General features: G+C 56.1%; 21 protein-coding genes. 11 read left to right on the top strand and 10 right to left on the bottom strand.

Annotated features, from left to right (window positions below):
• Window positions 1–16: 16 nt before the first annotated feature.
• Window positions 17–937, bottom strand: a complete 921-nt coding sequence (locus GSQ86_RS05990; protein ID WP_158749045.1) for an ABC transporter ATP-binding protein — start codon at window positions 935–937, stop codon at window positions 17–19.
• Between the two features lie 12 nt (window positions 938–949).
• Window positions 950–1687 (bottom strand): class I SAM-dependent methyltransferase, encoded by a 738-nt coding sequence (locus GSQ86_RS05985; RefSeq protein WP_158749044.1) that lies wholly within the window; start codon window positions 1685–1687, stop codon window positions 950–952.
• A 180-nt stretch (window positions 1688–1867) separates the two neighbouring features.
• Here GSQ86_RS05985 and GSQ86_RS05980 point away from each other — a divergent pair, with 180 nt between their 5' ends.
• Together GSQ86_RS05980 and GSQ86_RS05975 are read left to right on the top strand one after the other, a co-directional pair.
• Complete coding sequence (locus tag GSQ86_RS05980) at window positions 1868–3298, top strand: glutamine synthetase family protein (protein ID WP_158749043.1); 1431 nt, start codon at window positions 1868–1870, stop codon at window positions 3296–3298.
• Window positions 3299–3381: 83 nt separating this feature from the next.
• Window positions 3382–3972, top strand: a complete 591-nt coding sequence (locus GSQ86_RS05975) for a hypothetical protein (protein ID WP_158749042.1) — start codon at window positions 3382–3384, stop codon at window positions 3970–3972.
• A 4-nt stretch (window positions 3973–3976) separates the two neighbouring features.
• On the opposite strand, the gene GSQ86_RS05970 is transcribed toward GSQ86_RS05975, so the two are convergent.
• From GSQ86_RS05970 to GSQ86_RS05960, 3 genes are read right to left on the bottom strand one after another with little or no spacing between them, the layout of a single operon-like run.
• Complete coding sequence (locus tag GSQ86_RS05970; protein WP_254062177.1) at window positions 3977–6634, bottom strand: ABC transporter permease; 2658 nt, start codon at window positions 6632–6634, stop codon at window positions 3977–3979.
• A gap of 3 nt (window positions 6635–6637) precedes the next feature.
• On the bottom strand, window positions 6638–9286 hold the full coding sequence (locus tag GSQ86_RS05965; protein ID WP_254062176.1) for an ABC transporter permease: 2649 nt from the start codon (window positions 9284–9286) through the stop codon (window positions 6638–6640).
• Window positions 9287–9297: 11 nt separating this feature from the next.
• Window positions 9298–9627: a PadR family transcriptional regulator gene (locus GSQ86_RS05960; protein ID WP_158749041.1), complete on the bottom strand. Its 330-nt coding sequence runs from the start codon at window positions 9625–9627 to the stop codon at window positions 9298–9300.
• A gap of 122 nt (window positions 9628–9749) precedes the next feature.
• On the opposite strand from GSQ86_RS05960, the gene GSQ86_RS05955 reads away from it, so the two are divergent.
• From GSQ86_RS05955 to GSQ86_RS05945, 3 genes are read left to right on the top strand one after another with little or no spacing between them, the layout of a single operon-like run.
• Window positions 9750–10094 carry a PadR family transcriptional regulator gene (locus GSQ86_RS05955; protein WP_216841030.1) on the top strand — a complete coding sequence of 115 codons (345 nt, stop codon included), beginning with the start codon at window positions 9750–9752 and terminating at the stop codon, window positions 10092–10094.
• Window positions 10091–12838: an ABC transporter permease gene (locus GSQ86_RS05950; protein ID WP_158749040.1), complete on the top strand. Its 2748-nt coding sequence runs from the start codon at window positions 10091–10093 to the stop codon at window positions 12836–12838. The genes GSQ86_RS05955 and GSQ86_RS05950 overlap by 4 nt, the downstream gene beginning before the upstream one ends.
• 31 nt (window positions 12839–12869) lie before the next feature.
• A complete protein-coding gene (locus tag GSQ86_RS05945) occupies window positions 12870–13343 on the top strand; it encodes a nucleoside deaminase (protein WP_158749039.1) in 474 nt (157 codons plus the stop codon).
• 29 nt (window positions 13344–13372) lie between these two features.
• On the opposite strand, the gene GSQ86_RS05940 is transcribed toward GSQ86_RS05945, so the two are convergent.
• The 3 genes from GSQ86_RS05940 to GSQ86_RS05930 all read right to left on the bottom strand — a co-directional run bounded on the left by GSQ86_RS05940 (window position 13373) and on the right by GSQ86_RS05930 (window position 18243).
• A complete protein-coding gene (locus GSQ86_RS05940) occupies window positions 13373–14719 on the bottom strand; it encodes an aspartate aminotransferase family protein (protein ID WP_158749038.1) in 1347 nt (448 codons plus the stop codon).
• A 200-nt stretch (window positions 14720–14919) separates the two neighbouring features.
• On the bottom strand, window positions 14920–16356 hold the full coding sequence (locus GSQ86_RS05935) for a C45 family peptidase (protein ID WP_158749037.1): 1437 nt from the start codon (window positions 16354–16356) through the stop codon (window positions 14920–14922).
• 66 nt (window positions 16357–16422) lie between these two features.
• On the bottom strand, window positions 16423–18243 hold the full coding sequence (locus tag GSQ86_RS05930; protein WP_158749036.1) for a CCA tRNA nucleotidyltransferase: 1821 nt from the start codon (window positions 18241–18243) through the stop codon (window positions 16423–16425).
• A 217-nt stretch (window positions 18244–18460) separates the two neighbouring features.
• Between GSQ86_RS05930 and GSQ86_RS05925 the strand changes: the two genes are divergently transcribed.
• The 5 genes from GSQ86_RS05925 (at window position 18461) to GSQ86_RS05905 (ending at window position 23170) form a co-directional block, all read left to right on the top strand.
• On the top strand, window positions 18461–18973 hold the full coding sequence (locus GSQ86_RS05925; RefSeq protein ID WP_158749035.1) for a hypothetical protein: 513 nt from the start codon (window positions 18461–18463) through the stop codon (window positions 18971–18973).
• A 27-nt stretch (window positions 18974–19000) separates the two neighbouring features.
• Window positions 19001–20008 carry a UDP-3-O-(3-hydroxymyristoyl)glucosamine N-acyltransferase gene (lpxD, locus tag GSQ86_RS05920; RefSeq protein WP_158749034.1) on the top strand — a complete coding sequence of 336 codons (1008 nt, stop codon included), beginning with the start codon at window positions 19001–19003 and terminating at the stop codon, window positions 20006–20008.
• A gap of 36 nt (window positions 20009–20044) precedes the next feature.
• Window positions 20045–20842 carry a response regulator gene (locus tag GSQ86_RS05915; protein ID WP_158749033.1) on the top strand — a complete coding sequence of 266 codons (798 nt, stop codon included), beginning with the start codon at window positions 20045–20047 and terminating at the stop codon, window positions 20840–20842.
• 16 nt (window positions 20843–20858) lie between these two features.
• Entirely contained in the window at window positions 20859–21221 is a 363-nt protein-coding gene (locus tag GSQ86_RS05910; RefSeq protein WP_158749032.1) for a hypothetical protein, read from the top strand.
• A gap of 92 nt (window positions 21222–21313) precedes the next feature.
• Window positions 21314–23170, top strand: coding sequence for a GGDEF domain-containing protein (locus GSQ86_RS05905; RefSeq protein WP_158749031.1), 1857 nt, complete (start codon window positions 21314–21316; stop codon window positions 23168–23170).
• Window position 23171: 1 nt separating this feature from the next.
• Here GSQ86_RS05905 and bshB1 read toward each other — a convergent pair whose 3' ends face one another.
• The gene (gene bshB1 / locus GSQ86_RS05900; RefSeq protein ID WP_158749030.1) at window positions 23172–23894 is read right to left on the bottom strand and encodes a bacillithiol biosynthesis deacetylase BshB1; all 723 of its coding nucleotides are present in this window, start codon (window positions 23892–23894) and stop codon (window positions 23172–23174) included.
• A 51-nt stretch (window positions 23895–23945) separates the two neighbouring features.
• Here bshB1 and bla point away from each other — a divergent pair, with 51 nt between their 5' ends.
• The gene (gene bla, locus GSQ86_RS05895; protein WP_254062175.1) at window positions 23946–24899 is read left to right on the top strand and encodes a subclass B3 metallo-beta-lactamase; all 954 of its coding nucleotides are present in this window, start codon (window positions 23946–23948) and stop codon (window positions 24897–24899) included.
• A 109-nt stretch (window positions 24900–25008) separates the two neighbouring features.
• Here bla and GSQ86_RS05890 read toward each other — a convergent pair whose 3' ends face one another.
• Complete coding sequence (locus tag GSQ86_RS05890) at window positions 25009–26415, bottom strand: hypothetical protein (protein WP_158749028.1); 1407 nt, start codon at window positions 26413–26415, stop codon at window positions 25009–25011.
• Between the last annotated feature and the right edge of the window lie 39 nt (window positions 26416–26454).

The following is a 26454-nucleotide window of genomic DNA, read 5'->3' as shown; positions in this document are numbered from 1 at the left end:
ACCCTTCGCCTTCGTCTCAGGATGGGGCACCCAGGTGTGCATCTGCTTCTTTGCTCCAGGTTACGAACAGGTCCTCCAAGCTTCGGCGCAGCGGCGTGACGCTCTCCAGCGTTCCGCCGGCGGCCCAGGCCTGTTCGATCAACTCCCGCTGCAGGCGCACCGGCACCGTGAAATGCAGGACATTTTCTGGCGATGCGGTTCGATATTGACGATATTTCTGCGCGATTTCGGCAGATGCAGGCAGTCCTTGAATTACGATTCCGACGCGCCCGCTATCTTCGAGGAAGGACGCGAGAGAGCCGAGGCGGAGCAACCTACCATGGTCGAGAAATGCGATGCGGTCGCAGATCTGCTCGACTTCGGAAAGCTGATGCGAGCTGAAGAAGATGCTCTTTCCATCGTCGCGCGCCGCGCGCAGAAGCTCGCGTACCTCAAGCACTCCAGGGGGATCGAGCGCCGAAGTAGGCTCGTCGAGAATGAGCAGGTCGGGATCGTTGACAAGAGCCTGCGCCATGCCAAGCCGCTGTTGCATGCCGCGAGAAAAGCGTCGAGCATCTTTGCCTGCGGATGAGAGATCGAGCCGGGAGAGCAAGGCTTTGGCGCGCTCCCGAAGCTGCGGATTTCGCAGATTATTGAGCTGCCCCGCCACGGTTACTGCGCTCAAAGCGGATTCGGCGAAGAACGCTGGCGAGTCCGGAAGAAAACCCACCTTGGCTCGCGATGCCGCATGACCGAAGGATGCTCCCAGAATTTTGCCGCCACCAGCGCTCGCTCTTAGAAAGCCGAGCGCCAGATGAATAGCCGTGGTCTTGCCCGCTCCGTTTGGCCCTAGAAAGCCTAAAATCTCACCGCGCTCAACCGTGAGCGACAGATTATCGAGAGCCTTCTGTGAGCCAAACGATTTCGTCGTGCCTTGAAATTCGAGCGGTGCGGCCACAGCGGCATTTTCTCACGCCTGTTGATAGAGCGAAATGTGAGCCCCATCGCCTGAAGCGAAGGGCGACCGCTGCCAGTTGCTCCAGCGTTCACACAATTTCAATCCGGCAAGCTGCGCCATTAAATCCAATTCACTGGGCCATGCATAGCGAAGCTGCACCGGATACGTTTGTATACTTCCGTTCGCGATGATGACGTGCTGGCTGTCCACTCGCTGATGCATCGGGTCGTACATGGAGACGTCGAAGCGTACTCCATCTACGCCGACATTGGTAGCGACCATATTCTGGTTGCGGGTGAAGCGGGACAAGTCCGGTACAAATGCTTCGATGACAAAGACACCGCCAGCTAAGAGATGGCTGGCCACATTGGCGAAGCACTGAACCTGCTCTTCCTGCGTGAGCAGGGCGAAAAAGGTGTTAAAGACGACGTAGATCAGGCTGAACTTTTCTTCGACGGCCACATCACCAAAATTGCCGACTGTTACAGGGATTGCGTCTCCGCCCGGCTTCTTGCGCAATTCCTCAATCATCAGTGAGGAGGCATCGATGCCATGCACGGCGATTCCCTTTTCGCGGAGGGGTAATGCAACACGGCCGGTTCCGATTCCCAACTCAAGTGCCGGGCCATTTTTCGCCAGCTCTGCGAGAGCATCCGCCGCGGCCTGCGTCTGTTGAGGGGAGATGCGATTGATGCGGTCGTACTGTTCGGCGATCAAGTCGCCGTAGGTGGTCTCATCATAGGTGCGCATGAGCTAAACCCTCTCAAATAATTTATTTCTATTTGTGAAATTACTTTTATTGATACCGACAACGTAATTTATAGTGTCACGATACCCTGTTAAGAGAGAAAACCAGCCAGGTCGGGCCTATCTGTTTTTGACAGGGGTAGGCCACGGTGGGCGTCGGTTAAACCCATCCAGAGGAGATGCATGTCCAACGAACTTCGTAATTTCCTGTCGCTCTCATACGGGGAGCTGGAAGAAAAGAACCTGAGTGCCAAAGCGCAGCGAATGGGCCGCGTTGCCGCCCATAAGATCCAGGAAGAGCGGCTGAAATATCTGACGGACACCAAGGAAATCAAGGCAGTCACGGTATTGTTCAGCGACCTGGAAGGCCGCCTGCACATGCTGGATTATGACAAGAAGTTTCTGGTCAAGAGCTACGACAATCTGACCTTTGACGGCTCGTCGATTCGCGGATTTACGGCGCAGCGCGAAAGCGACCTGCGTCTCGGCATTGACTGGAGCGCATTCTACTGGGGACCGGCGGATATTTTTGGCCCGGGCAAGGTCCTGGTTTTCGGCGAAGTCATCGATAAGCAGGGCACCTCTTATTCGGCGGACATGCGCGGCGTGCTGAAGGGCTTTGCCCAGGAGCTGCATGCCAAGGAAGGTTACACGCTGAATGCCGCCAACGAGATTGAAGGCTTCATCTTCGCCGGTATCGACGCCGAGCGCCGCTTCCCGGAGACGGGCAAGTTCGACTATGTGAACACGGGCGGCTACTACCATTCGCTTCCCGGGGACCCGCTGCGTACCTTTATCGACTCAGCGGCGGAAGTGATGCGCGCGATGGGCTTCGAGAATGAAAAGGACCATCCGGAGGTTGCGCCTTCACAGTTTGAGATTAACTACGGCTACGGCGAAGTGGTTGCGGCCGCTGACCAGATCCAGATTTACAAGCTGGTCTGCCGCCAGGTGGCTACCAAGCTGGGGATGTCGGCGTCGTTCCTGCCTAAGCCGGTGGTCGGCGTGAACGGCAGCGGTATGCACACCAACGTTTCGATCAGCAAAGAAGGCAAGAATATTTTCTGGGATCCGCAGGGTGAAGAGAAGCTGGCCAAGCCGGGCTGGGATTTCGTGGACAGGATTTTGACGCACGGCAACGATATCTGCCTGCTGCTGAATTCGAGCGTGAACTCGTACCGGCGTCTCGATCCGCACTTTGAAGCACCGAACCAGATCAAGGCTTCGGCGGTGGACCGCGGCTCGATGATCCGCATTCCTATCGGCAACGAGAAGAGCATGCGCGTGGAAGTGCGCTCGGTGGCCCCGGATGCGAATCCGTACCTGGTGCTGTATTCGATCTTCAAGTCGGGACTTCACGGCGATACGGCGAAGATCGAGAACCTGCGCCAGGCGCAGCGCTACCTGCCGGACAATGTCTATACGGCGATTGAGAACTTCCGGAACTCGACATGGACGACGAAGCTGCTCGGCGAAGATGTGAAGGCGCGCTACGCCGATCTGAAACAGGCTTCGGCGGACCGTTGCCCGCGCCTGCTTGGTACGTTTGTGAAGGCGCAGGAAGTGCAGTTCCATCACGAGGTCTACAACCAGTATCTCTGGAACCAGTTCTAAGATTTCCCTGCGTAGTTGCTGTAATCGCCCTGGCTCAGGCCGGGGCGATTTTTCTTTCGGTCAAAAGTTACACTGAATACAAGATGCGATTTCCTGCTGCCTTGTTTTTTCTTGCTCTGCTCGCGGTTATGCCTGCGGCTCATGCTGTCGAATTGAAGATCACCGCGCAGGCGCTCGAACACACGTTGAAGGTTCAGCTCTTCAGCGGTCCGAATGGGCGCTATTACATCAAGGGCGATGCTAAATCGGCCTGCTATGTGTATGCCGATTCGCCAAAGGTTTCTTTCTCGGGGGATCGAATCTTCGTTCATGTCCACACGAGTGCGAGGCTCGGGACACGCTTTCGGGGCAGCTGTCTTGGCGTCGCGCTGGCGCCGGATGCTGACGTTTCCCTGCTGCCGGACGCGGAGAGCGAGACGATTGGATTTCGCGATGCACGCATTGAGAACCTTAGTGAATCACGCGAGCTGAATTTTGTGCTCATGCCTTTTCTCAGCCGGCAGGTGCCGTCGAGCATGAAAGTGAACGCGGCTACCCTGCTGCGGCAGGTGCTGGCGCAGTCGCTTGCGAGCACCGGATATGAGCTGAAGCTTGATCGATTGAAGATCCATTCGATGACGGTGGAAAATAACGCACTGGTGGTGGATGTAGACGGCGATGTGAGCGTGAATTAACCGGCTACTCGGTTCGCAGCGTCTGCATAGGATCAAGACGCGAAGCTTTCCATGCGGGCAGTGCGCAGGCCGCCGCTGCGACCAGCAGTAATGTAGCAATTACAGTTACGAATACGCTTGTGTCGAGCGGGCTGGTTCCAAATAGTGCGGATCGAATCAATCGCACTGCGCCGAGGCTGCCGAGAATTCCAATGGCCACGCCGATCAGGGCGGGACGCAGGCCATCGACCAGCACCAGGCCCATCATCTGATCGCGCTGCGCTCCAAGCGCGATGCGGATGCCGATCTCGGTCGTTCGCTGTGTCACCAGGTAGGCGAGCACTCCATACAGACCCACTGCCGCCAGCACCAGAGAAAGCACGGCAAACGCAAGCACCAGAGTAGCGCTGAAACTGGAGTCAGCAGTGGACTCGCCGATGATCTGCTGCATGGTGCGTATTCTCGATATGGGAAGTTCGGGGTCGAGCTGCGTAATCTCTTTCTGAACCGGGAGGGCGATCAGTTCCGGGTCGCCTTGTGTGCGCAGAACCAGGGTCACATCGGATGTGCGGCTGTGAATTCCAGACAGAATCGGGAAATACATCATGGGCCGAAGCTCTGCCTTCAAGGCATACCGTGTATTCCCGACGACGCCGATGATCTCATAGTCTTCGCCGATCGTGCTTTGCCATTTCACGCGCAGGTGTTTCCCTATTGGATCTTCGTTTGGGAAAAAGTCATTCGCAAATTTCTGGTCAATGATGACGTACTTATCTCTGTCCATGCGCTCGTCCTCCGAGAAGAACCGTCCTCGAATGAGAGGAATTTGTATCGTGGAAAAATAGCCCGGATCGACTGAGCGATTTAACGCAAAGACATGCTGGCCCGTCGGCAACGGCGGATGTTCACGAATCGTGAATAGATTGTCCCCGTAATGACCATCGCCCGGCACCACGGACGTAAGCCCCGCTGCCTCGACGCCGGGCAGGCGACGGACGCGTTCCAGCAGCTGCGTGTGGAAAGCAACGATCTCTTCCGGTTTTTGATATTTTGCGTTGTGCAGAAAATACTGCATGGTCAGCACATTTCTTGTTGTGCATCCCAGGTCGATAGAACGTAGACGTACGAAGCTCTTGAAGAGCAAGCCGCCGCAAACAAGCAGAATGACCGTAAGCGCAATCTCAATCGTAAGCAGGCTTTTGCGTAACGATGTCCGCGAAGTGCTGCTGCCGACGGTCCGTGATGCGTCCTGCAATGCCGCCAGCAGTCCTCTGCCTGTTGCTGAAAGGGCTGGAAGGAGCCCCGCGAGCATTCCTGACAGGAAGGTGATGCCAATGGCAAAAGCAATCACGGTGGCATCAAGATGGATGGAGTCAGCACGCGGCATATCCGTCCAGCGGGTCGTAAGCCATCGCGTAGCAGCAATGGCCAGCAGCAGGCCAAGCGCTCCACCGATGAGGCAGATCAGCAGGCTTTCCGTTACCTGTTCTCGGCACAAGCGCAGACGGCTGCTGCCTAGCGCTGCACGAATTGCCATTTCCTTACGGCGTACGGCGGCTCGCGCCACCATCAGGTTTGAAATATTGAGACATGCAATCAGCAACAGGCAGCCGACGGCAGCAAGCAGAATATATAGAGGTGTCCTGACATCTCCCACCATGTCATCGAGCAGAGAACGCGAACTCACTCCGTCGTGAACGACACCGGTCGCATATAAATTCTGATGAATCTGATATTGAACCGCATTTAGCTCTTCAGTAGCACGCTCCGCGCTGGCGCCTGGTTTCAGGAGTGCAATGACATTGCTCGTATGGTTGAAATGGCTCTGCAAGCTGTCGGCAGGATTATCGAGATGGTATGGCACCCATAGCTGAATCAACGGGTCAGGATAGCTGAATGACCTAGGAAGCACGCCGATCACGGTGTAGAGTTGCTCGTTGAGCCGGATGCTTTTCCCCACGATCGATGGGTCGCCATGAAAACGGCGATGAAAAAAATTCCAGGCAATGATCGCGGTCTTAGGCGCTCCGATGCGGTCATCATCCGGTGAAAAATCTCTGCCAAGCACCGGCTGGACGCCGAATGCAGAAAAGATATTCCATGAGCCGGTCGCGGTATTTAGAAATTCGGGAAGTTCGCCCTTATTTCCGGTCATGTTAAATCCGGACCAGCGCCAGATCGCCATCTGCTCAAAACTATGGGATTGACGCTGCCAGTCATAGAAATCGCCCGCTGCAACCGGCTCAAATTTAAACCTGCCGTTGACCCCGTGGAGCATCAGCAAACGATCAGGATGATTGAAGGGCAGCGGCTTGAGCAGAACGGACTGGACCATGGTAAACAGCGCCACGTTCGCGCCGATGCCAATTGCAATCACCAATATAGAGACAATCGCAAAGCCCGGCGTTCTGGCCAGGGTGCGCATGCCGATACGCACGTCGCGCATCATCTGTTCAAGCGAGTTCCAGCTCCAGGTCGCGCGTGCCTGATCGCGCAGCGCGGCTGGATTTCCGAAACTTCTCATCGCTGCGTGCTTCGCTTCTTCCGCGCTCATGCCGCGCGCGATGTTCTCGTCGATTAGTTGCTCAAGATGAAACTGCAACTCATCATCAAGGCGTTCTGCCGCGGTGCGGCGGAGAATGAGCATGCGAAGTTGCATGACGAGTTTATGAAACGCGCGCATATGTTATTCAGCTCTCAATGCTTCAATAGGATCGAGCTGTGAGGCTCTCCACGCAGGCACCGCACAGGCAATGGAAGCCACCACAAGCAACAGGCAGCAGACCACAAGAAGCACCAGTGGATCGAAAGGGTGAACGCCATAAAGCAGCGATTCGATATAGCGTGCGAGACCAAAGCTGGCAGCCACACCGAAGATAAGCCCGAAGAGTGCGGGCTTGAGACCGCGGACGAGCATGAGCTTCATCACCTGTTCGCGCGGCGCGCCAAGCGCTATGCGAATGCCGATTTCCGTCGTGCGCTGCGCGACAATGTATGACAGTACGCCGAAGAGTCCTACACCGGCGAGGACAAGTGAGAGAACCGCGAAAGCCAGCAGCAGAGTCGCATCGAAGCTCTGGTTCTGAGTCGATTGGCCGAGGATTTGATCCATGGTGAGAATGTTGGCTACAGGCAGATCGCGGTCGAGATCAGCAACGATCTTCTGGATAGGTATTGCGACCGCATCGGGATTGGATGCGGTGCGCACGGCGAGCACCGTGGAGCGTTCAGACCCCGCGTAGAGCGGGTAGTAGATCATGGCAACCGCGGCATGGTCGAGGTCTTCCAGTGAATCGCCGGCCACGCCGACAATTTCGTAACTCTCATCATTGCCTATGACGGATGCGACGATGTGCTTCCCAATCGGATTTTCCGCCGGAAAATACTGGCGGACAAAAGCCTGATTCACAACGACGGATTGTGCTCTTTCCATGCGCTCGTCAGGCTGCAGGAATCTTCCCTGAAGAAGTGGGATCTGCATAGCGTGAAAGTATTCAGGATCGACAAAGCTGGTAGAGGCAACCAGAACCTGTCCCTGCGGCAAAGGAGGACGCTCCGGAATGTTGAAGGTATCGTTTCTCCTCATTCCCTGCCCGGGCAACACCGTGGACACGCCCACGCCGCGCACGCCTGGAAGCTGCCGCACACGCTCTACCAGCTGCTCATAGAACAAAACGCGTTTCTCCGCCGTGTTGTAGTTGATCTTCGGCAGATTGATATCCACAGAGAGCACGTTACGCGTGGCGCAGCCGAGATTGACAGAGCGAAGCTGGCGATAGCTCTTGATGAGCAGACCCGCGCCAACCAGTAGCACAACGGTGAGGCCGACTTCCAAAGCGAGCAGCACCTGGCGAAGGCGGGCGCTCTTCTGTCCTCCGCTGTGAGAACGCGAAGATTCATTCAGCGACGTGAGGATCTTCCTGTGACCGGAGGAGATCGCCGGCACGATGCCGGAGAAGAGGCCGCATACGAGCACGACTCCGAGCGCCGCAAGCAGAACCATCCAATCCATGTGGATGGCATCGGCGCGCGGAATATCATCTCTCGCTGAAACAAGCCACTGGAGGATGAACTCTGCGAAAAGCAGGCCGACGCCGCCACCGGCGATAGAAAGCAGCAGGCTCTCAATCACTTGTTCGCGTACCAGGCGAGCCATGCTTCCACCAAGTGCCGCCCGTATGGCAGTCTCTCTGCGTCGCGCCGCCGCGCGCGCCACCAGTAAATTCGTAATGTTGAGGCATGCAATCAGCAACAGGCATCCGGTAGCGGCAAACACTACATAGAGTCCAGTTTTTACGTCGCGGACCTCGGCATCGAGCATGGGGCGAATGTTGACCGCGTCATTCACCGCGCCTTCCGGATTCTGCACGCGAATCTGCCGTTGAACCGAATTCAAATCCGCCGTTGCCTGTGCAATAGAAATGCCGGGCTTCAGCCGCGCCACTACATCGAAGTTGTGGGCGGCGAACATCTGCATCATTTCGGGAGATTTTTCGTGATAGAGCGCCGTCCACAACTGCACCTTGGGGTCAGGATAAGAGAACCAGGCAGGGAGCACGCCGATCACGGTGTATGGTTTGGAGTCGAGCAGGATGGTCTTGCCGAGAATGCCCGGGCTTCCGCCGAAGCGACGCTTCCACAAACCCCATGCCAACACCACGGTCGCAGAGCCTTCCGGACGGTCCTCGGCGCGGGTAAACGACCGCCCGATAACGGGCTGCACGCCGAGCATCGCGAAGAAACTCGACGAGGTAAAGTATGCATCCATCAATTCAGGGAGCTGGCCGCTCGTTCCCGAAAGGTTATAAACAGTGCGCTTCACCACTGCCATGTCTTCGAAGCTGTGCGAATCCTGCTTCCAGCGCCCAAAGGTGCCACCGGCGACGATATTGTCTTGGAATCGCCCTTTTGAATCAGCTTCAAAGAGCCGTACCAGTCGATCGGCATCTTTGAATGGCAGCGGCTTCATCAGGACCGAGCGGATGACTGTAAGCAGTGCAACGTTCGCGCCAATTCCCAGCGCCATGACAAGAACTGCGAGAGCTGCGAAACCCGGAGTTCGCGTCAAAGTTCTTATACCCTGGCGAAGATCGTGAGCCAGGCGGTCGAGCCAGTTCCAGCTCCATGTTTCGCGCGCCTGCTCGCGCAGCAACGTAGGATTGCCGAAGATACGCAGGGCTGCGTGGCGCGCCTCTTCGGCGCTCATTCCCGCGGCCACGTTCTCGGCGATTTGCTGCTCGATGTGGAACTCAAGCTCATCTGCGAGGCGTGTGTCTTCCTGGGTCCGGCCAAACAGCATTTTTATCTGCATGGACAACTTGCTTAGCCAGCGCATGATCGCTCTCCTCAGGCTTCCTGAACGACGATATTGATGGCTTCCGAGAGGCGGTTCCAGTTTGCCGTCTCGGATTCGAGCTGCTTACGGCCTGCGGCTGTAAGCGAATAAAACTTCGCCTGACGGCCCGTCTCGCTCTCTGCCCATTTCGCCTTGATCCAGCCTTGCTGCTCCAGCCGGTGAAGCGCCGGGTACAGCGATCCCTGCTGGACCTGCAAGACCTCACCGGAGACCTGTTGAATGCGCTTGGCGATGGCCCATCCATGCTTGGCCTCAAGCGAAAGAGTTTTCAGAATTAGAAGGTCGAGAGTTCCCTGGACGAGATCGCTTGGTTTTCCCATACCATGATTATCTACACATACCATTGTAGATCGTCAAGGTATTATTTAGATTTGTTTGATATGTCACTCCTTGACGTTCTAGGAGAGTTTCTGTATTCTCCTAGTTAATCTAGGAGGAAGACTTGGCTCCAAAGCAGAACGATCTTTTGCAAGGCACGCTGGACATCATGGTGCTGAAGGCTGTCTCTCTTGGTCCCCTCCATGGGTATGGAGTGCTGTTGCGCATCCAGCAGATCTCCGGCAATCGGCTTGAGATCCAGCAGGGGTCACTGTACCCGGCGCTCTATCGCCTGGAACATGAAGGCTCGATCGATAGCGAATGGGGGCAGAGCGAGAACAATCGCAAGGCCAAGTATTATCGCCTCACCGCTGCAGGCCGCAAGCGTTTGCGCACCGAAACAGAAAAGTGGCATGACATGGCGGATGCCATTGGCGCGATCCTGAGCGCCACTCCGGAGGAAGTATGAGCCTCGCAAGCCGCGTCCGCACATGGTGGAAGGCTGTTACCCGCTCAGAGCAGCTCAATGGCGAGATTGAAGACGAGCTTGCCTTCCACATCGAGAGCTATGCCAACGACTTGATGCGCAGCGGCCTTCCACATGATGAGGCTTTTCGGCGCGCGCGCATCGAACTGGGTGGAGTTACTGCGCAGAAAGAAAATATGCGCGCAGCATGGGGAACGCGTGCGTGGGACGAACTTCGCGGCGATCTTCGTTATGCCATGCGCATGCTGGCAAAGAGTCCTGGCTTCGCGGCTATTGCCATTGGATCATTAGCCCTGGGTATCGGCGCTAATACGGTCATCTTTACGGTTACGAAGGCGATCCTGCTCGACAAGCTCGCCGTTTCACATCCAGACGAATTGCGGTTGTTCGCGATGACGCAAGGCGGTAAAGGAGTTGTCCATGGCATGTGGGGCTACTTCGATAACACGCCGTCCGGAAAGACGTTGAGCACGTCCTTTTCCTATCCGGTTTATCAGCTGCTTCGTCAGCAGAATCGCGTTTTTCAAGATGTCTTCGGATTCAAGGATTACGGACGGATGACCGCGACCATCGACAACAAGGCAGAAGTTGTCACATCCGAAATGGTTTCGGGGAATTACTATCGCGTTCTTGGTGTTCATCCGGCCCTTGGCCGCGTGATTACAGATTCGGATGATGCGGCGGTGGGTAGTGGGCCGGTGATGCTGATCAGCGATGGTTTCTGGGCGCGACGCTTTGGGCGAACGCCAGATGTGATCGGCAAGAAGATTGAAATCAATGGGACACCGATGACCATTATCGGGGTCAATCCGCCGGACTTTACCGGTGCCTATGGCGCACAAAGTTCGCCTGATATTTTTCTTCCCTTCAGCATGCAGCCGATCGCTGCGCCCAAATTCAAATCTTCGCTGCTTACGGACAAAGATCTCTGGTGGGTCATGATCATGGGACGCATGAAGCCTGGCATCTCTACCGAGACCGCCCGGGCAGCCGTCGATCTTGATCTGAACGCTGCGGTGCGGGCAACGATGATTGTCGGCAAAGATGACGAGGTGCCACGCCTGGACCTGGAAGACGGCAGCCGGGGACAGAATGCGGCTGCCGGCGACTTTGCCAAACCTATCTACGTGCTGATGTCGTTGGCAGGTTTTGTGCTGATGCTGGCGTGCGCAAATCTCGCCAACCTGCTGCTGGCCCGCGCCAGCAGCCGCCAGCGGGAGATGAGCGTGCGTCTTGCGCTGGGCGCCGGACGCGCACGCATCCTGCGCCAGATGTTTACCGAGAGCCTACTGCTTTCCATTGCAGGCGGCGCAGCTGGGCTGCTGCTTGGATATCTGGGACGCAATGCCATTCCGCATCTGCTTTCGTCTTCGTGGGAGCCGACGGTGATGAGCAGCAAATTCGACTGGATGATCTTCGGATTTACTGCTGCGATTTCCATCTTTACCGGATTGCTCTTCGGACTTGCGCCGGCATGGCAGGCGACTCGTACCCAGGTCAGCTCCGGATTAAAAGATAATGCGCAAACTGCGACGCAGCGGAGGCATAACTTCGCGGGAAAAACTCTTGTCGTAATTCAGGTAGTGCTTTCGATGCTGCTGCTGGTGGGCGCTGGATTGTTTGTACGCACGCTGATGAATCTTAATCATGAGCACCTCGGCTTCGATCCAAACAACATTCTGCTCTTCGAGCTGAATCCACCGGGAACGCAATACTCGCCGGCAAAAAGTACGCAGCTCTACCATCAGCTTGAAGAGAAGTTCAGCGCGATACCCGGAGTCGATTCGGTTACGCCTATAGAAATTCCATTAATCTCCGGCAATGTATCGAATACTGGTGTAATTCTTCCGGGTGAACAGCAATCATCCAAGAAGAGTCGTAACACAGCTTTCATGGACCTTGTCGGAGAGCATTTCTTCGACACCTTCAGCATCCCAGTGATTGCAGGCCGTGGCTTCCGGCCAACAGATACGGAAACATCGCGCATGGTGGCCGTCATAAGTCAGGAGATGGCTAAACAGTTTTTCCCAGACACCAACCCCATCGGTAAAACATTCAAAGCGAGCGAACAGAGCACCGATTCGATCGAGATCGTTGGTATATCGAAAGACGCCAAATATTACACTCTGCGAAAGGATCCGAGCCCGACGTACTATATGCCCTACCGGCAGAACGCGGACGGCGAAGAGAGCATGACGTTCGCAGTCCATACCCGCATGAAGCCGGAGGCGATCGTGCCTGTTCTGCGCGATGCTGTAGCTTCGATAGACAAAAACCTCCCTCTGCTCGATATTCGCACTCAGAATGAACAGATCGAGGATAGGACGAAACAGGAGCGTATCTTCGCTTCTCTTACCGGCGGATTCGGTCTGCTGGCGCTCGTACTTGCCTGTATCGGCATTTACGGCATCATGGCCTACACTGTTTCCCGCCGCACCAATGAGATCGGCATCCGCATGGCGCTGGGGGCGCAGTCCGGGCGCGTGCTGCGCATGGTCCTGCGCGAAGCGTCGTGGCTGGCGGCGATTGGCGTCGTCGTCGGGCTGGGCGCGGCGGCAGCAATGGCCCGGCTGATCGACAGCATGCTGTATGGGCTAAAACCGTATGATCCGCTTACGCTGGGTGGCGCGGCGTTGTTGCTATTTTTTGTTGCTTTGGCTGCGAGCTGGATTCCGGCGCGGCGCGCCGCCAGCGTCGACCCGATCAAGGCGCTTCGCCACGAGTGAACGTGACATACTGTTCAGGGACCTGAACAGTATGTCAGTACATGAAGAGTTCATGCGGCGGGCGATTGCGCTGGCCACGGAAAATGTTCGCAGCAATGCAGGCGGTCCGTTCGGCGCCGTCATCGTAAAAGATGAAAAAGTCGTCGGCGAAGGCGCAAACACCGTTACCGCAACGAACGACTCAACCGCGCATGCGGAGGTCACTGCGATTCGCGATGCCTGCCGCAACCTGAATACCTTCGACCTGAGCGGCTGCGTGCTCTACACCAGCTGCGAGCCTTGCCCGATGTGCTGGGCTGCAAGTTACTGGGCTCATATCGGCACTATCTACTATGGCAACCGCGCGGAAGATGCTGCGCGTATCAATTTTGCTGATGCGTTTTTGTATGAGCAGCTTGCTCTACCGCGGGAGAAACGCGTGATCCCCGAGCGTGAGCTACTGCGCACGGAAGCATGGGAGAGCTTTCAGGCTTGGCAGGAGAGCACGACTAAGATGGAGTATTAGCCACCTGCCGATTCGCGCCAGATCAGTCGCTAGTTCTGTACCAACGCGTCGGCAATCGCCAGGGCTTCGTCCATGGCAGCGATTCCGATGTCGATCTCTTCTTTTTCGATGATCAGCGGCGGGGCGATGACGAAGTGGCTTACCCAAGCCTGTTGCGTGACGCCGTTCTTCATCATGTGCGCCGCGACCTGATCAACGACCAGAGGCTTGCCGCTTACCTTATCCTGCATGGTGTTGAAGGGCTGCTTTGTGGCGCGGTCCTTTACCAGCTCCACGCCCCAAAAAAGGCCCATGCCTCGCACATCGCCGATGGAAGGATGCTTCTCTTTCAGAGCTTCGAGTTTGGAACGCATGTATGGCTCAAGCTGCGCTGCGCGATCGATGAGATTCAGACGCTTCATCTCCGCAATGGTAGCGACGGCCGGCTTGAGCGTCATGGGATGAGCTTCGTAGGTGTGTCCATGCGCGAAGTAGTGATCGTCAAAAAACGCGGCGATTTTTTCGGTCGTGGCGCAGAGGCCGAGCGGCACATAGGCCGAGGTGATTCCCTTTGCCGTCGTGAGCATGTCGGGCAGAGCGCCCCAATGATCCATGGCAAACCATTTGCCGGTGCGGCCCCAGCCAGTCATCACTTCGTCGGCGATCAGCAGCACGTTGTGGCGGTCACAGATGGCACGCAGCCGCGGCATGTATTCCGGTGGCGGAACGAGGACACCATTTGTGCCTACGATGGGCTCGACGATGACGGCGGCGACGTTCTGTTCATTCTCGATCATGTGTTCGAGATAATCGACGCAGGCCACGCCGCATTGCGGATAGGTGTGTTTGATGGGACAGTCGTAGCAATTGACTTCAGGAGCGAAGACAAAATCACGGCCTTTGCTCGAAGGTTCGGCGGCCCAGCGGCGCGGGTCGCCGGTTGCTGAAATGGAGCCTGCGGTAGAACCGTGATACGAACGATAGCGAGAGATAATTTTTGGCTTGCCCGTGTACATACGCGCGATTTTGAAGGCGGCTTCGTTGGCTTCAGTACCGGAGGTGGTGAAAAAATATTTTGTCAGCCCCTGCGGAAGAACTTCCTTGAGCGCTTCGCTCAGCTCAGCGCGAGCGGTCGTGGCATAGCCTGGCATGACATAGGGCAGCGTGTGCGCCTGCTCCGCGATAGCATCCATAACGGCGCGGTTCTTATGGCCGAGGTTGACGCACATGAGCTGCGAGGAGAAATCGAGGTAGCGCTTCCCTGCCGCGTCGATGATGTAACAACCTTCCGCGTCGACAATATGCAGTGGCGTCCAGTTCTTCTGGAAGCGCCAGGTGCCGTAGTTGAACTCCTTTGTCGCCTGAACAACGTCGGTGGTTGTGAGTGGGTTGGCCATGGCTATACCTCGGTTCCGGTTTTGTTTCATCCCTATTGGGAATTCTTAAAATTCAACTATCTCAGCGGCTAAAGCATTTCTCTTATGATGTATCGCAAAAGAGCGGGGAGCGTCATTCTGAACGTCTCGAAGAATCCCCCCATCCTGGTTTGAGATTCTTCCTCCCGTTGGTCGTCAGAATGACGAGTCTTCTATTCGCGTTATTCCTGATTCTGTTTTTCCCCTGCCTTGAATGTCGTCCACGGACCCGACTTCATATCGCGCAGGATGGGCTTCATCCAGAGATATTCCGGGTGCGCGGTGAGAAAAGGAGCGGCGAGAAAATCTTCACCGCAGGGATGGCCTGCGTGCGCGATGAGGCTCATCTGCTCGGCCATGTCGCTGGTAGTGACTTTGCCCTGCACTGCGCCGCCGGGATAGTACGGAGCCCAGTCCCATTGCGGAATGCCTTCCTTCACGGTATCGACGTGGCCGCAGAGGCTGTGCTGGTCGGCCTGTTGTTTTTTCAGGAAGCTGTCTTCGTGGTCGGCGAGGAACTGCTCGGCTGTTGTGGCGTCGATGTTCCCCTTATGTGAGGCCATTTCCTGCTCCCAGCGCACGCGCCTTGCGTTTGGCGATGTAGAGAGGTCGTCGTATTTGAAGCCGTCCGTCTCTTCTTTAATCAACTTGGGATCGCGGGCGAAGTTGGAGCTCACGAAGTAGCCGTCTTTCGTGCGCCAGAGCGGGGTGTTTTTGAGGCCGAGCTCAAGGTAGGCGACTTCGCCGGTTTTGCGGTCGCCGATGAGCCAGTCGTTGGCATAGCCGCCGTTGTTACCCGTGCGCATCGTCGCTACTACGTCGTCAATCGAATCGGCATACTGCAACGCCTTGCGCGAACGCATAAAGGTAGGTGAGCCGTCGGAGTTCCATCCTTCAAACTGGCTGATGGTGGTTTCGCTAAGCATGATGCCGGCGTCACTGACGCCGAAGTCGTCGTTACTGGTGATCATGCCGGGAACGCCATCCATGATGATGCGGTGGCCCTTTGCAGGCTGGATGTCGAACATAATGGTCCAGCGCGAGCCTTCGGCATAGGAGGTCCAGTTATTGTGGGCGATGACGATTTTGCCGTCTTTGGTGTAGCTTCCGGTGGCGACGAAGGCGCTGCAATTGCCGGGCGCGTTGAGTTTGGGAGGATTCTGCGCGTGTTGCTGCTTGTTGAGCCAGGGAACGTAGTAATCCGATAACTCCATCGTTCCGTTGACAGCGACTATGTCCCACACGTCAAGATGAATGCCTTTGGCCTGCACGCCTTCGGCTATACCCGAGAGCTCCTGCTGATATTCAGGATCGATGTGAGGCCAGAGAATGGTTTTGGCAGCGTTGCGGTAGAAAGCCCAGTCGCGCTGCGTGCTGTGCTCGTCCTGCAATTTGAAGACATGGTAGGCGTCTTCAATCTGTGAGGCCAATAAATAACCGTGCTGGTAGCCGATCTGGTCGGGAGTGCCTTGGAGGTGGACGTAGGTCCAGCCATTGCGCTCGAAGGTGTACGCTCCTTCGAGGCGGTCGTCCTGATGAATCGATGGTTGCGCGAAAGCGCAGATTGCGCTGAAGGTCAAACAGAGTACTGCTACACGTATCCAGGTGCCGCCTGCCATGCGTCGTGCTCCAAGTAGGAAGTTGGATACGACGATAGCACGGCGGCAAGGCAGGATGAGATTCGTTTAGCGCTTCTTTTTTGCTGCTGACTTTGCGGATTTCGCGGGTTTGGCAACGGCTTTTTTTGCGGCCGGTTTGACGGTCTTCTTGGCGGGTGCCCTCTTTGCAGGCTTCGGCGCGGGCTTCTTTGCTGCCTTCTTCGGCGGAGCAGCCTTCTTTGCCGGAGCCGCATGGGTAGCCTTCGCAGCCGTCTTCTTGGCCGGAACAGCTTTTACGGGTGCGGCCTTCGCTGCAGGCTTTGGTGCTTCCTTCTTTACGGCTTTGACTGGCTTCTCTGGCTGTTTAGGCGGAGCCGCAGGTTTAGTCTGCGCTGGCTGTACCTTGGCGGCAGCAGCACTTTTGGCAGCCGGCGCGGAAACGGACTTCGCAGGTTTCAGTCTTTCTTCGTGTGAATCTTCGTCGTCTGTGTCGTCGAGATCGTCTGAATCGAGATCCAGATCATGAGCATGGGGATGCTCGTCATCGATCTCGTCATCCGTAATCTTTTCTGTCTTGATCTTTGGCTCGGCCGCTTTCTTTCGCGAGCGACGGATCGTGACCGGCGGCGGCGGCGCGGGCGGAGAATAGGGTTCAAGGAACGCACGCATCTCCTCGTCAGTCTGGAGCTTTCCATCCATGAGCTGAAAGAACAACTCGTTCAGCAGCTCGTCGTAACGCTCGAGTTCCGGCGTAATGCGCATCTCGAGCATGAGCGCGAGAGGAATTTTCTGCTTCGCTGCCGGCCAGACAGTGAAGAAATTCTTGAACTTACCCTGGATGGCTGCACCCTTACCGGTATGTGCCAGCCATAAAACTGACTCCGGCTGATAGGAGGCGAAGAGCTTCCAGGCCGCAGAAGGCGTGTTGGCTTCTTTGCCCGTGAGGACCTTTGCGAACTCTTTGGCTCCCGCTTCGAGATGATTCCACTGGTCGACAAACCCGGGGCGGATAAAGGTCTTCTTGAGCGATGCGATATCTTTGGGCTGCATTTTCGCGGTGAGCAGCTCCATCTGGCCAGCAGAGAGATCGGGATGCACACCCTGCATGATTAACTGGTAATAGTTTTCCTGAAGATTCTCGAGCCCATGGACATCGACTTTGGATGCCGTCCAAGCCGGACAGATATGCTTCATCCAGCCTTCGGCTTCGAGCGCCTTCAGGGCGCGCAGGCCGTCTTCTTCATGGCCGATCTCTTCCAGCTCATATCCTTTAAGGTGGACTGGAATTGAATCGATCATGTTTTCGTTCTTGGCGTTTTCGTAGCGCGTCTGGGTTCGCTCGTCGAGCTCCCAGCTCAGGCGGCTTTTCAGGCGCGTGGCGCGGAGCAGACGGGAGGGATCTTCAATAAAGCCATAAGGACTGACCAGCCGCAGATGACGGGTCTCCAGATCGGCCATGCCGTTCAGAGGATCCAATAGAAGGCCAAACGATCCCTCGTTGAGGGAGATGGCCATGGCGTTCGCAGTGAAATCGCGGCGACGGAGATCTTCCTGAATGGTGGCCCAGTGGTATACAGGCTTGCCGGGCTTAGGAAATTCCTCGCGGCGGGCGCTTGAGATTTCGACCCTTACGCTGCCTGGAAACCAGAAGAAAAGCGTGCGCGAGGGCTCATATTCGCCCCACAGCGTGGCACCGCTTTTCTCTAATGGTTTCTTCAGTTTAGTAACATTTCCTTGAACCGTGAAATCAAGGTCGCGGACGGATGATCCGGTGGATAAATCACGGATCGCGCCGCCGGTCAGAAATACCGTCATCCCTGCAGCCTTGGCGGCTTGACGAACCTGTTCGATTGCATTCTGTTGGGCGGGTGAAAGACGATTTTCTAAGAGATAAATGTAGTCAGGCATGCCTTAACAATCTATGCGGATTCTGAAAACTCAGCGGCCCCGACAGCAATCATTCCCATGTCACATTAAGATACTCATTTACAATAACTTATGGGCAAATTGCAGCGGGATACAAAGGAACACTGTAACATATGGGAATCCGCTTGGCTACCAGTTTGCACAATTTTCGCTGCGCTTCGCTTTTAACATGCGACAATGACGAGCGTCTGAAGAAACTATGGGTTCGAGCCGGAAAAAAGTCATTCTTCGTCGATTTTCACGGGATTGGGTAGCGGGATATCTGCCTGCAAGCGACTTCGCACACGACGGGTCGCTCGAAGTACTCGACCTAGCGGGGAAAGTATTGCCCTTTTCCATTCAGGAGCTTAAATGGGCCTGCTTTGTTCGCGACTTTAATTCCGGAGAAATCGATAACCCAGAGCGGCTGATTCGCAAGAACTTTGCCGGGCGGCCACGCGGCGAAGGCTTATGGCTCCGGGCCCAACTACGGGATGGGGATGTTCTGGAAGGCCTGGCGGAGAATAATTTGGGGCTGCTGGATGAGGCCGGATTTTTTCTTACTCCACCTGACACGCGGAGCAATACCCAGCGCATCTGGCTGCCCCGAACAGCACTCACAGGGTTGGAAATTGTGGCAGTAATCGGGAGCACGGCCAAGAAGAAGCCGTCGGCAGCGGCCAAACCGGATGCCGAACAGCAGGAGACGCTCTTCCCTCTCACGCGACAATGAACTTCCCCATAAAGGTACAATCTGCGCATGAAGTTAGCAGAGCTTGCCCGGCTTTTAGGTGCGGAATATCGCGGGAATCCAGACACGGAAATTACCGGCGTGGCCGGAATTGAAGAAGCTGGCGCGGAGCACGCCACTTTTGTGGCGAATCCGAAATATGCTCCGCTGGCCAAGAAGACGAAAGCTGGCGCGGTGCTGGTGGCTCCGGATTTTCCGGAGATCGAAGCGGCTACGCTGCGCATTTCGAACCCGTACCTGGCTTTTGCACGCGCGATCGAGATCTTCCATCCGGCGCCGGTTTACGCACCGGAGATACATCCTACGGCCGTCATTCATCCTTCTGCGAAAGTCGGTAAGGGCGCTTCGATTGGAGCCTACGCGGTGATCGGCGAACACTGCGTAATCGGCGATCATGCAACGATCCTCCCGCATGTGGTGATTTATCCGAATGTAGAGATCGGGAATTATTTTTTTGCCCACGCCCATGCCGTGGTGCGGGAAAATTGCCGGCTCGGCAATGGGGTCATTCTGCAGAATGGCGTGATCGTCGGTTCGGATGGCTACGGATTCGCCAAGGATAATGCAGGAAAATGGCGCAAAATTGTGCAATCCGGGCCCACAATTGTGGAGGATGAGGTCGAAATTCAGGCAAATTCGTGCATCGATCGGGCCAGTGTAGGCGAGACGCGCATCGGCCGCGGGGCGAAGATCGATAACCTTGTGCAGGTAGGGCATGGGTCTTCGATTGGCGAAAATACTCTGCTCTGTGCGCAGGTCGGACTGGCTGGCTCGACGCATGTCGGCAACGATGCGATCCTGGCCGGACAGGTCGGCGTGGCGGGACACTGCCATATCGGAGACCGAGTGATTGTAACGGCACAATCCGGCGTGGGTCATGACATAGAACCAGGCAAAATTATCAGCGGATCGCCCTCGTATGATAATCGGCAGTGGCTGCGGGTTTGCGCGATTATGCCGAGATTGCCCGAGATGTTACGTCAGCTACAGAGAAAATCGAAAGAAACCGCAGAATAGCAGCATTATGGCTTAAAACTGCATCCCAGAGAGAACATGCAAAACGAGACTGACCGGGAATCCGCGGGTTTGCAGGTTGTTACAGCGCCTGTAAAAGTACTGCTGCTTGATGATCATCCAGAGAACCTGCTGCTCCGCTCTACCATCCTTAGAAAATACGGTTATTTGACTGAAACGGCGGCGACGATCGGCGAGGCAGAGAAACTGCTCGACGAAATCGATATTGCCGTACTCGATTATCATCTGGGCGCGGGTAAGTTTGGCACGGAAGTAGCATCGAAGCTGCGGCAGCAGCGCCCCCAGGTTCCCATCATCATTCTTTCGGCGACGCTCGAACGCAGGTTTGGCGGCCCGGAGGATATGCACCTGTTGAAGGGCTACAGCTCGATCGATGACCTGGTGACCGCCCTACGCTCGTTTGAGGCGAAGAAACGGGGCAGACCCGTGGTCGTGGATGCGCGGGACTTTTTTTATTCCCGCATCAACATGGCGATGGGCGACGATGTGGTGCTCGAAGTTCTGGATGCGCAGGGCAATTGGCATTATGTGAACGAAACATGCGCGCGTTTGCTGGAGCGGTCGCGTGACTGGTTTCCTGGCCGCAACATGTTCGACGAGATGTCTGACCTCGCCTGGGACTGGCGGGACATTATTCGCACCGTGGCTGCCACGCGAGAAACATATATCGATCGTACGTACCGGGGACTGCTGAACCTGCCGCGCAAGGGGGAGGAGTGGGTGTGGAATGTCCTTGTGTTCCCTATTACTCTCCATACCAACGAGACCGGGGTTGTTTTGACTGCGCGTATTCTTGAACGTAAGACTACGCTCTGAGCGCAAAAACAACCGTATGAAAAAAGCTTTTCTTCTTGGCTCCGCTATTTCCCTGTCGGCGCTGCTTCTTGGCGGCTGCCGTTCTGCTTTTGTGTCCACCACCATTACAAATCACGGCCAGGGGCAAGTCAGCCTCATCGAAGTGGATTATCCCAGCGCCAGCTTTGGAACAGGATCCCTGCCGCCTGCAACAGCCTTCCATTACCGGTTCAAAATTCAAGGATCGGGCCCAGTGACGATGCAATTTACCGACGCACAGGGCAAGACCCATAGCGTCACCGGGCCGGAACTGCAGGAGGGCGAGCAGGGAACGCTCGAAATCGGCATCGATGGATCCGGCAATATTTCCTGGATACCCAACCTCAAAAAAATCAGGTAGCCTGAAAATACCTTTTCTCCGGGGCTGGCTCGCATGCGCTCTTTGCCACCGGTTTCTCCTGAAGCGAGATCGATTGTCGCTAAAGACGGGATATGGATCGTTTGCGTGCCGATGACCGTTTTATATTGAATCCCAGGTTTGTATCTGCGATGGCCGCTCTGGCTGTTCTTATTTTCCTGGGTGCGTGCGGCTCGCTGTGGCTCGATGCAAAGGATGGCGGTGACGCCGCGTTCTGGTGGCCCAACGGCCTGATACTTTCAGCCCTGCTGCTGAATCGGCGGAACAAATGGCCGGTTATTTTCGGAATCGGATATGTGACAAATGTGCTGGCGCATTTGTACATGCACGATACGGTGTTCCTCAGCCTGACGCTCACCGCCTGCGACATGTTGGAAGTAGCCATCGCATCGTATCCATTTGCTCATATCACCCGAGACGCGGTTCGGTTCTCACGGCCCCGCGAACTGGCCCGGTTGTGCCTGGTAGGCGGCATCCTTGGGCCTGCCATTTCAGCGGTTTTCGCTGTTGCCATTTTTCAGATGCAATCTCCAGCGCCGCGGAATTTCGGCTTGCACTGGTTCTTCTCGAACACCCTGGGAACGATCATCGTCACTCCTATCGTCCTGTCATTGCTGGATGGTGAAGTCGCTGCATTATTTCGAAGAAATCGGCTTCTGGAGCTGACCGGCCTCCTGGTCCTCTTGTACTTGCTGCCGCTTGCGATATTCCGCTACACCCACCTGCCCATATTTTTCACTGTCTTTCCACCCCTGTTGCTGCTGGTGGTGCGACTTGGCATGGGCGGCGGAGTGGTAGGCGTATGCGGTATCGCGGCCTTTTGCATCATGGTGGTGGCAAAAGGGGGCGGGGCCGTTGTACATGGCTTTGAGTTGAGCTGGCAGAAACAGGTCTTTCTTGTTCAGGTCCTTCTGGCAAGCGCCGTGTTGTGCGTGGCCCTGGTGGCCGTGGTGCTGAACGAACGGCGTCTGCTGGAGCAGGCAGCGCGCAAGAGCGAGCAGCTATACCGGCTTCTGGCGGAAAACTCGCGGGACATTATTGTGCTTACGGACCTTGAACACCGCCGCGAATATCTATCGCCTGCGGTGCAATGGATGATGGGATGGGACCCCAAAGAGCTGCTCGGCGGGACTTACCAGAAGAACATTGTGCATCCGGATGATATTCCGGCGATGACGGCGACGCTGGAGGCACTGAAGGCAGGCGAGCCGTCAAAAACGCTAAGCTATCGCTGCCGTAAGAAAGACGGTGAGTACATATGGATGGAAGCCAACATCAGCCTGTACTGCGATCGCATCACTGGCGAACCGATCGGCTACGTGAATGTGGTACGCAATATTTCCGAACGGAAGGCGGCTGAGGAGAAACTGCAGGACGCTTATCTTGCGCTGGAAGCGCTTGCGTCCGTCGATGCATTGACCGGAACGGCCAACCGTAGACAGTTTGATGAATCGCTTTCACAAGAGTGGCGGAGGGCTGCCCGGACTGGCTCTCCCCTCTCGCTACTGCTGCTCGATGTGGATCACTTCAAGCTGTATAACGATTTCTATGGGCACCTGCAGGGTGACAACTGTCTGCGACAGATTGCCCGGGTTGCCCTGGATCTGATTCAGCGGCCTGGAGACCTGGTGGGACGCTTCGGCGGTGAAGAGTTTGCGATTATCCTGCCGGAAACGAGTTGCGAGGCGGCGGTGGGGCTGGCAGAGCGGATCCGCTCACTGGTGGCGGAGCAGGGCGTCGTGCATGCCGGGAGCCAACACGGGCTGGTAACAGTCAGCATCGGCTGTTCCACGATAAATCCTGAGCCGTATACAAATCAAAATCTTCTTATCGAAGCTGCCGATCAGGCGCTCTACGAGGCCAAACGCAACGGGCGTAATCGGGTGGTAAACGCTGTCGAATCTTCCGGGCAGACTCTCAACGCGGAATAAGCTAGATCGACTGCACCGGAATACGCAGCACGTCATCCACTAATCCAATTTCCTTCTGCACAAATGGCTCCGCGTAACGCACGCCGCCGAGCAGGCCGTAATGACGTGCCTCGGCAAAAGTGCGCTCACGAATCTCTTCTTCTGGTACGAAGAGTCCGCTGCCCGTCAATTGATTCTGATATTGCGATGCGTAGGCCATTAGAGACTGGTGGCGCTCCTCGATGTAAGGCGTGATATCGACGACGAAACTGGGGCGCACGTCAGCATATAGGCTGGCGTAAATAATCTTGAAAGGACGATGCGGGGGTGCGCCAGTGTCGAGCCGGGCAAGACCGGAGAGAAAGCAGGCCTCGTAGCCGAGCGTAGAGGATGTGTAGTGGTCGGGGTGGCGGCCTGTCCAATACGGCAGGATGACGACGCGAGGACGGACCTGGCGCAGGGCGCGGACGATTTTGACGCGGTTTTCGTAGGTGTTTTCAACGCGTCCGTCGGAAATGTCGAGCGCCTGACGCCAGCTGACGCCGAGAATTTTTGCGGCGGCGGCGGCTTCGGCTGACCGTTCTTCGGCAGAGCCGCGGGTGCCCGCTTCTCCCTGCGTAAGATCGAGGATCGCAGTGCGCCAACCGAGCGATTTCATCTTGAGCAATGTGCCGCCGCAGGTCTGCTCGATGTCGTCGCGATGGGCAGCGATGGCAAGAATGTCGGCGATTGAAGTATCGGTCATCGCGGATGTTGGACTCCCACAGATTTTGTATCACTAATGCAACCGCAGGGTGTGTACATAGAAAGTTATCGTTGTTTATGGAGACGCGATGGCAACGGCACGGCGCGCGGTGGCATGCTGGGAGGTATGCTCTCTCGCATCTTTGCATTGATTATTTTCTTTGCGGGCTCTCTTTTGCAGCCTGCCAATCTTTTTTCGCAAACTAATCCTGAATGGACGGCTCCTTTCCCGGCGCATCGCGTGATTGGGAACGTATATTACGTTGGCAGCAAAGACCTGGCCGCTTTTCTGATTACCACGCCGCAGGGTCACATTCTGATCAACAGCAATCTGGAAACTTCGCCGGCGCAGATCAAGAAGAGTGTCGAGCAGCTCGGGTTTCGCTTCAGCGATATCAAGATTTTGCTTATCAGCCACGCGCACATGGACCACTGTGCCGGCAGCGCGCGCATCAAGCAGATGACAGGCGCGAAATATATGGTGATGGATGCCGATGTCGCGAGCGTGGAAAGCGGCGGCAAGAGCGATTTTCAGTATGGAAAATCGAAGGACATGTGGTTTCCGGCGGCAAAGGTCGATCGCGTTCTGCATGACGGCGACGAGGTGCGGCTGGGCGATACGGTGCTTGTGGCCCATCTGACGCCGGGACACACTAAAGGCTGCACTACGTGGACGCTGAAGGTGAAGGACGGCGGCCACATCTATAACGTGGTGATTGTGGGCAGCCCGAATGTCAATCCGGGATACAAACTGGTGAATAACAAAGCGTATCCGCAAATTGCGCAGGATTACGAGAAGACGTTTCGTGTGCTGAAATCATTGCCCTGCGATGTGTTTCTTGGGGCGCATGGAATCTATTACGGGATGACGGAGAAGTTTGCGCAGATCAAGAATCGAGGGGCAAATCCCTTCGCGGATCCGGCGGGCTATCAGCGGTATGTTGGCGAACGTGACCAGGCTTTTCTTGCGGAATTGAAGAGGCAACAAGCAAAAGGCGCGATGTAATATCGCGCCTTTTCTTTCTGTAAAGTCTTGGACGGATTCCCCACCCTTCGCTTCGCTAAGAATGGGGCACCCACGACCCAAAGAATAACTCGTTTATCAGCTGCAGGATCTAGTAGGTCGTATTGTCGCCGTCGCTGGCTGCGTCCATGTAGGCCACGTCGTAGGCGGTTCCGTTGACGGTGACGTTGGTATTGTCACGCGCGGAGCCGTCGGCGGTGTTGTAAATGTAGACCTGACCGCCTTCTGCCGTGTAGACCTTGTTCAGGCCGGTGACAGCGGCGACGCCGGTGCCATCTCCTTTGAAGGATTCGACGAGCGCAGTATTATTGGCGGTGTTGAACATGGTGATGCAGCCGAAGGGAGTGCCCGGAGCCGAGCTTTGGCTCAGCTTGTAGCGCTCGCCTGACTGGCACTGATAGGAACCGATCCAGAGGGTATTGTCATCGGCGAGGATCATTTTGTTATGAGTGCCGTCGCTGATCGAATACTGGCCGGTCACTTGGCCAGTGGCCGGATTCAGGATGGACAGGTTGCCGGCGAGCAAGCCGTCCGGCTGTATCTGCTGCCCTGACAAATAGAAGGTACTCCCGTTAAACAGGCCATTTGTCACTCCACCCGGCACAGCCATCGTCTGTGTCGCCAGAAGCGCGATGCCGCTCGCGCCCACGCCCGAGGGATTGAGTGAGGATGCGGTGATCGGTATGGCGGTGACGCCGGATGTGGTCCCGCCACATTCCGGGCCACAGTTGAGCACATAGGCAGTCGAACCATCGGGCGAGAAAACGGCCTTGGTCGGATGATCAAACGATACATTGCTGCCAGTGCTTACGGGGAAGACGCAATAGACAGGAAGGTTCTGCGGATAGCAGTCCTGCGCAGGCTGGGAGTTCGGAAGGCCGGGATTCCAGTGCGGGTTGTTGATTGCTGCCTGCTGCTGGTCTGCGTTCAGGTGAACAACGCTGTATACGTCGTTCGTATTCTGGACAAACGCGAGAGCGACAGTATTGCCGGGGTTAATCGAAACGCGATAGACGCCGGGAAGATTCAGAGTATAGGTCGTGCCATGATCGACTACCGTCAACGAATGGAGCGACTGCGAGGCCGCATAGATATAGCTTAGATCGCGAGAGGTGAAAATGCTCTGGGAGATTCCGTTCAGACTGCTGCTTGCGGTGGTGGTCGAAACCTTTTCTCCGGCATAGCTCACGATGGTCAGGCTGCCATCGCCGATGGAATAGACGGCCCCCACCTGCTGCTCGGGCATGTTCTGGATGGTTACGGGCAGGGCGCCGGAATATCCACCGATGCTGAAGAGCGGCGTTTTGTTGTTATAGCTGTGGCGAATGTCGTACAGCGCATCGTCGAACTGCAGCGTTCCCTTCGATAGCGCGCTGGGATTCTGAATCGCCACCATTACCCGGTTAAGCACTCCGCTGGGCGGGAGAGTACGGCCTGCAAAATAAAAGTTTTTGCCGCAGGCGGTCAAAAACGAGACGGCGCAAATGAATGCAACCACTGAAAGGAGACTTCTTTTCTTCAAAACCTTAAGACCTCT

The sequence above is a fragment of the Acidobacterium sp. S8 genome (assembly GCF_009765985.1).
Classification (GTDB): domain Bacteria; phylum Acidobacteriota; class Terriglobia; order Terriglobales; family Acidobacteriaceae; genus Alloacidobacterium.
The sequence above is the reverse complement of the archived record's forward strand: the minus strand, read 5'-3'. Positions and strand labels throughout refer to the sequence as shown.

What these genes read in the sequence shown, in the direction of transcription:
- GSQ86_RS05985 (WP_158749044.1), bottom strand. Translation starts at nt 1,687, where the DNA reads ATGCGCACCTATGATGAGACCACCTACGGCGACTTGATCGCCGAACAG.
- GSQ86_RS05980 (WP_158749043.1), top strand. Translation starts at nt 1,868, where the DNA reads ATGTCCAACGAACTTCGTAATTTCCTGTCGCTCTCATACGGGGAGCTG.
- GSQ86_RS05975 (WP_158749042.1), top strand. Translation starts at nt 3,382, where the DNA reads ATGCGATTTCCTGCTGCCTTGTTTTTTCTTGCTCTGCTCGCGGTTATG.
- GSQ86_RS05970 (WP_254062177.1), bottom strand. Translation starts at nt 6,634, where the DNA reads ATGCGCGCGTTTCATAAACTCGTCATGCAACTTCGCATGCTCATTCTC.
- GSQ86_RS05965 (WP_254062176.1), bottom strand. Translation starts at nt 9,286, where the DNA reads ATGCGCTGGCTAAGCAAGTTGTCCATGCAGATAAAAATGCTGTTTGGC.
- GSQ86_RS05960 (WP_158749041.1), bottom strand. Translation starts at nt 9,627, where the DNA reads ATGGGAAAACCAAGCGATCTCGTCCAGGGAACTCTCGACCTTCTAATT.
- GSQ86_RS05950 (WP_158749040.1), top strand. Translation starts at nt 10,091, where the DNA reads ATGAGCCTCGCAAGCCGCGTCCGCACATGGTGGAAGGCTGTTACCCGC.
- GSQ86_RS05945 (WP_158749039.1), top strand. Translation starts at nt 12,870, where the DNA reads ATGTCAGTACATGAAGAGTTCATGCGGCGGGCGATTGCGCTGGCCACG.
- GSQ86_RS05940 (WP_158749038.1), bottom strand. Translation starts at nt 14,719, where the DNA reads ATGGCCAACCCACTCACAACCACCGACGTTGTTCAGGCGACAAAGGAG.
- GSQ86_RS05935 (WP_158749037.1), bottom strand. Translation starts at nt 16,356, where the DNA reads ATGGCAGGCGGCACCTGGATACGTGTAGCAGTACTCTGTTTGACCTTC.
- GSQ86_RS05930 (WP_158749036.1), bottom strand. Translation starts at nt 18,243, where the DNA reads ATGCCTGACTACATTTATCTCTTAGAAAATCGTCTTTCACCCGCCCAA.
- GSQ86_RS05925 (WP_158749035.1), top strand. Translation starts at nt 18,461, where the DNA reads ATGGGTTCGAGCCGGAAAAAAGTCATTCTTCGTCGATTTTCACGGGAT.
- lpxD (WP_158749034.1), top strand. Translation starts at nt 19,001, where the DNA reads ATGAAGTTAGCAGAGCTTGCCCGGCTTTTAGGTGCGGAATATCGCGGG.
- GSQ86_RS05915 (WP_158749033.1), top strand. Translation starts at nt 20,045, where the DNA reads ATGCAAAACGAGACTGACCGGGAATCCGCGGGTTTGCAGGTTGTTACA.
- GSQ86_RS05910 (WP_158749032.1), top strand. Translation starts at nt 20,859, where the DNA reads ATGAAAAAAGCTTTTCTTCTTGGCTCCGCTATTTCCCTGTCGGCGCTG.
- GSQ86_RS05905 (WP_158749031.1), top strand. Translation starts at nt 21,314, where the DNA reads ATGGATCGTTTGCGTGCCGATGACCGTTTTATATTGAATCCCAGGTTT.
- bshB1 (WP_158749030.1), bottom strand. Translation starts at nt 23,894, where the DNA reads ATGACCGATACTTCAATCGCCGACATTCTTGCCATCGCTGCCCATCGC.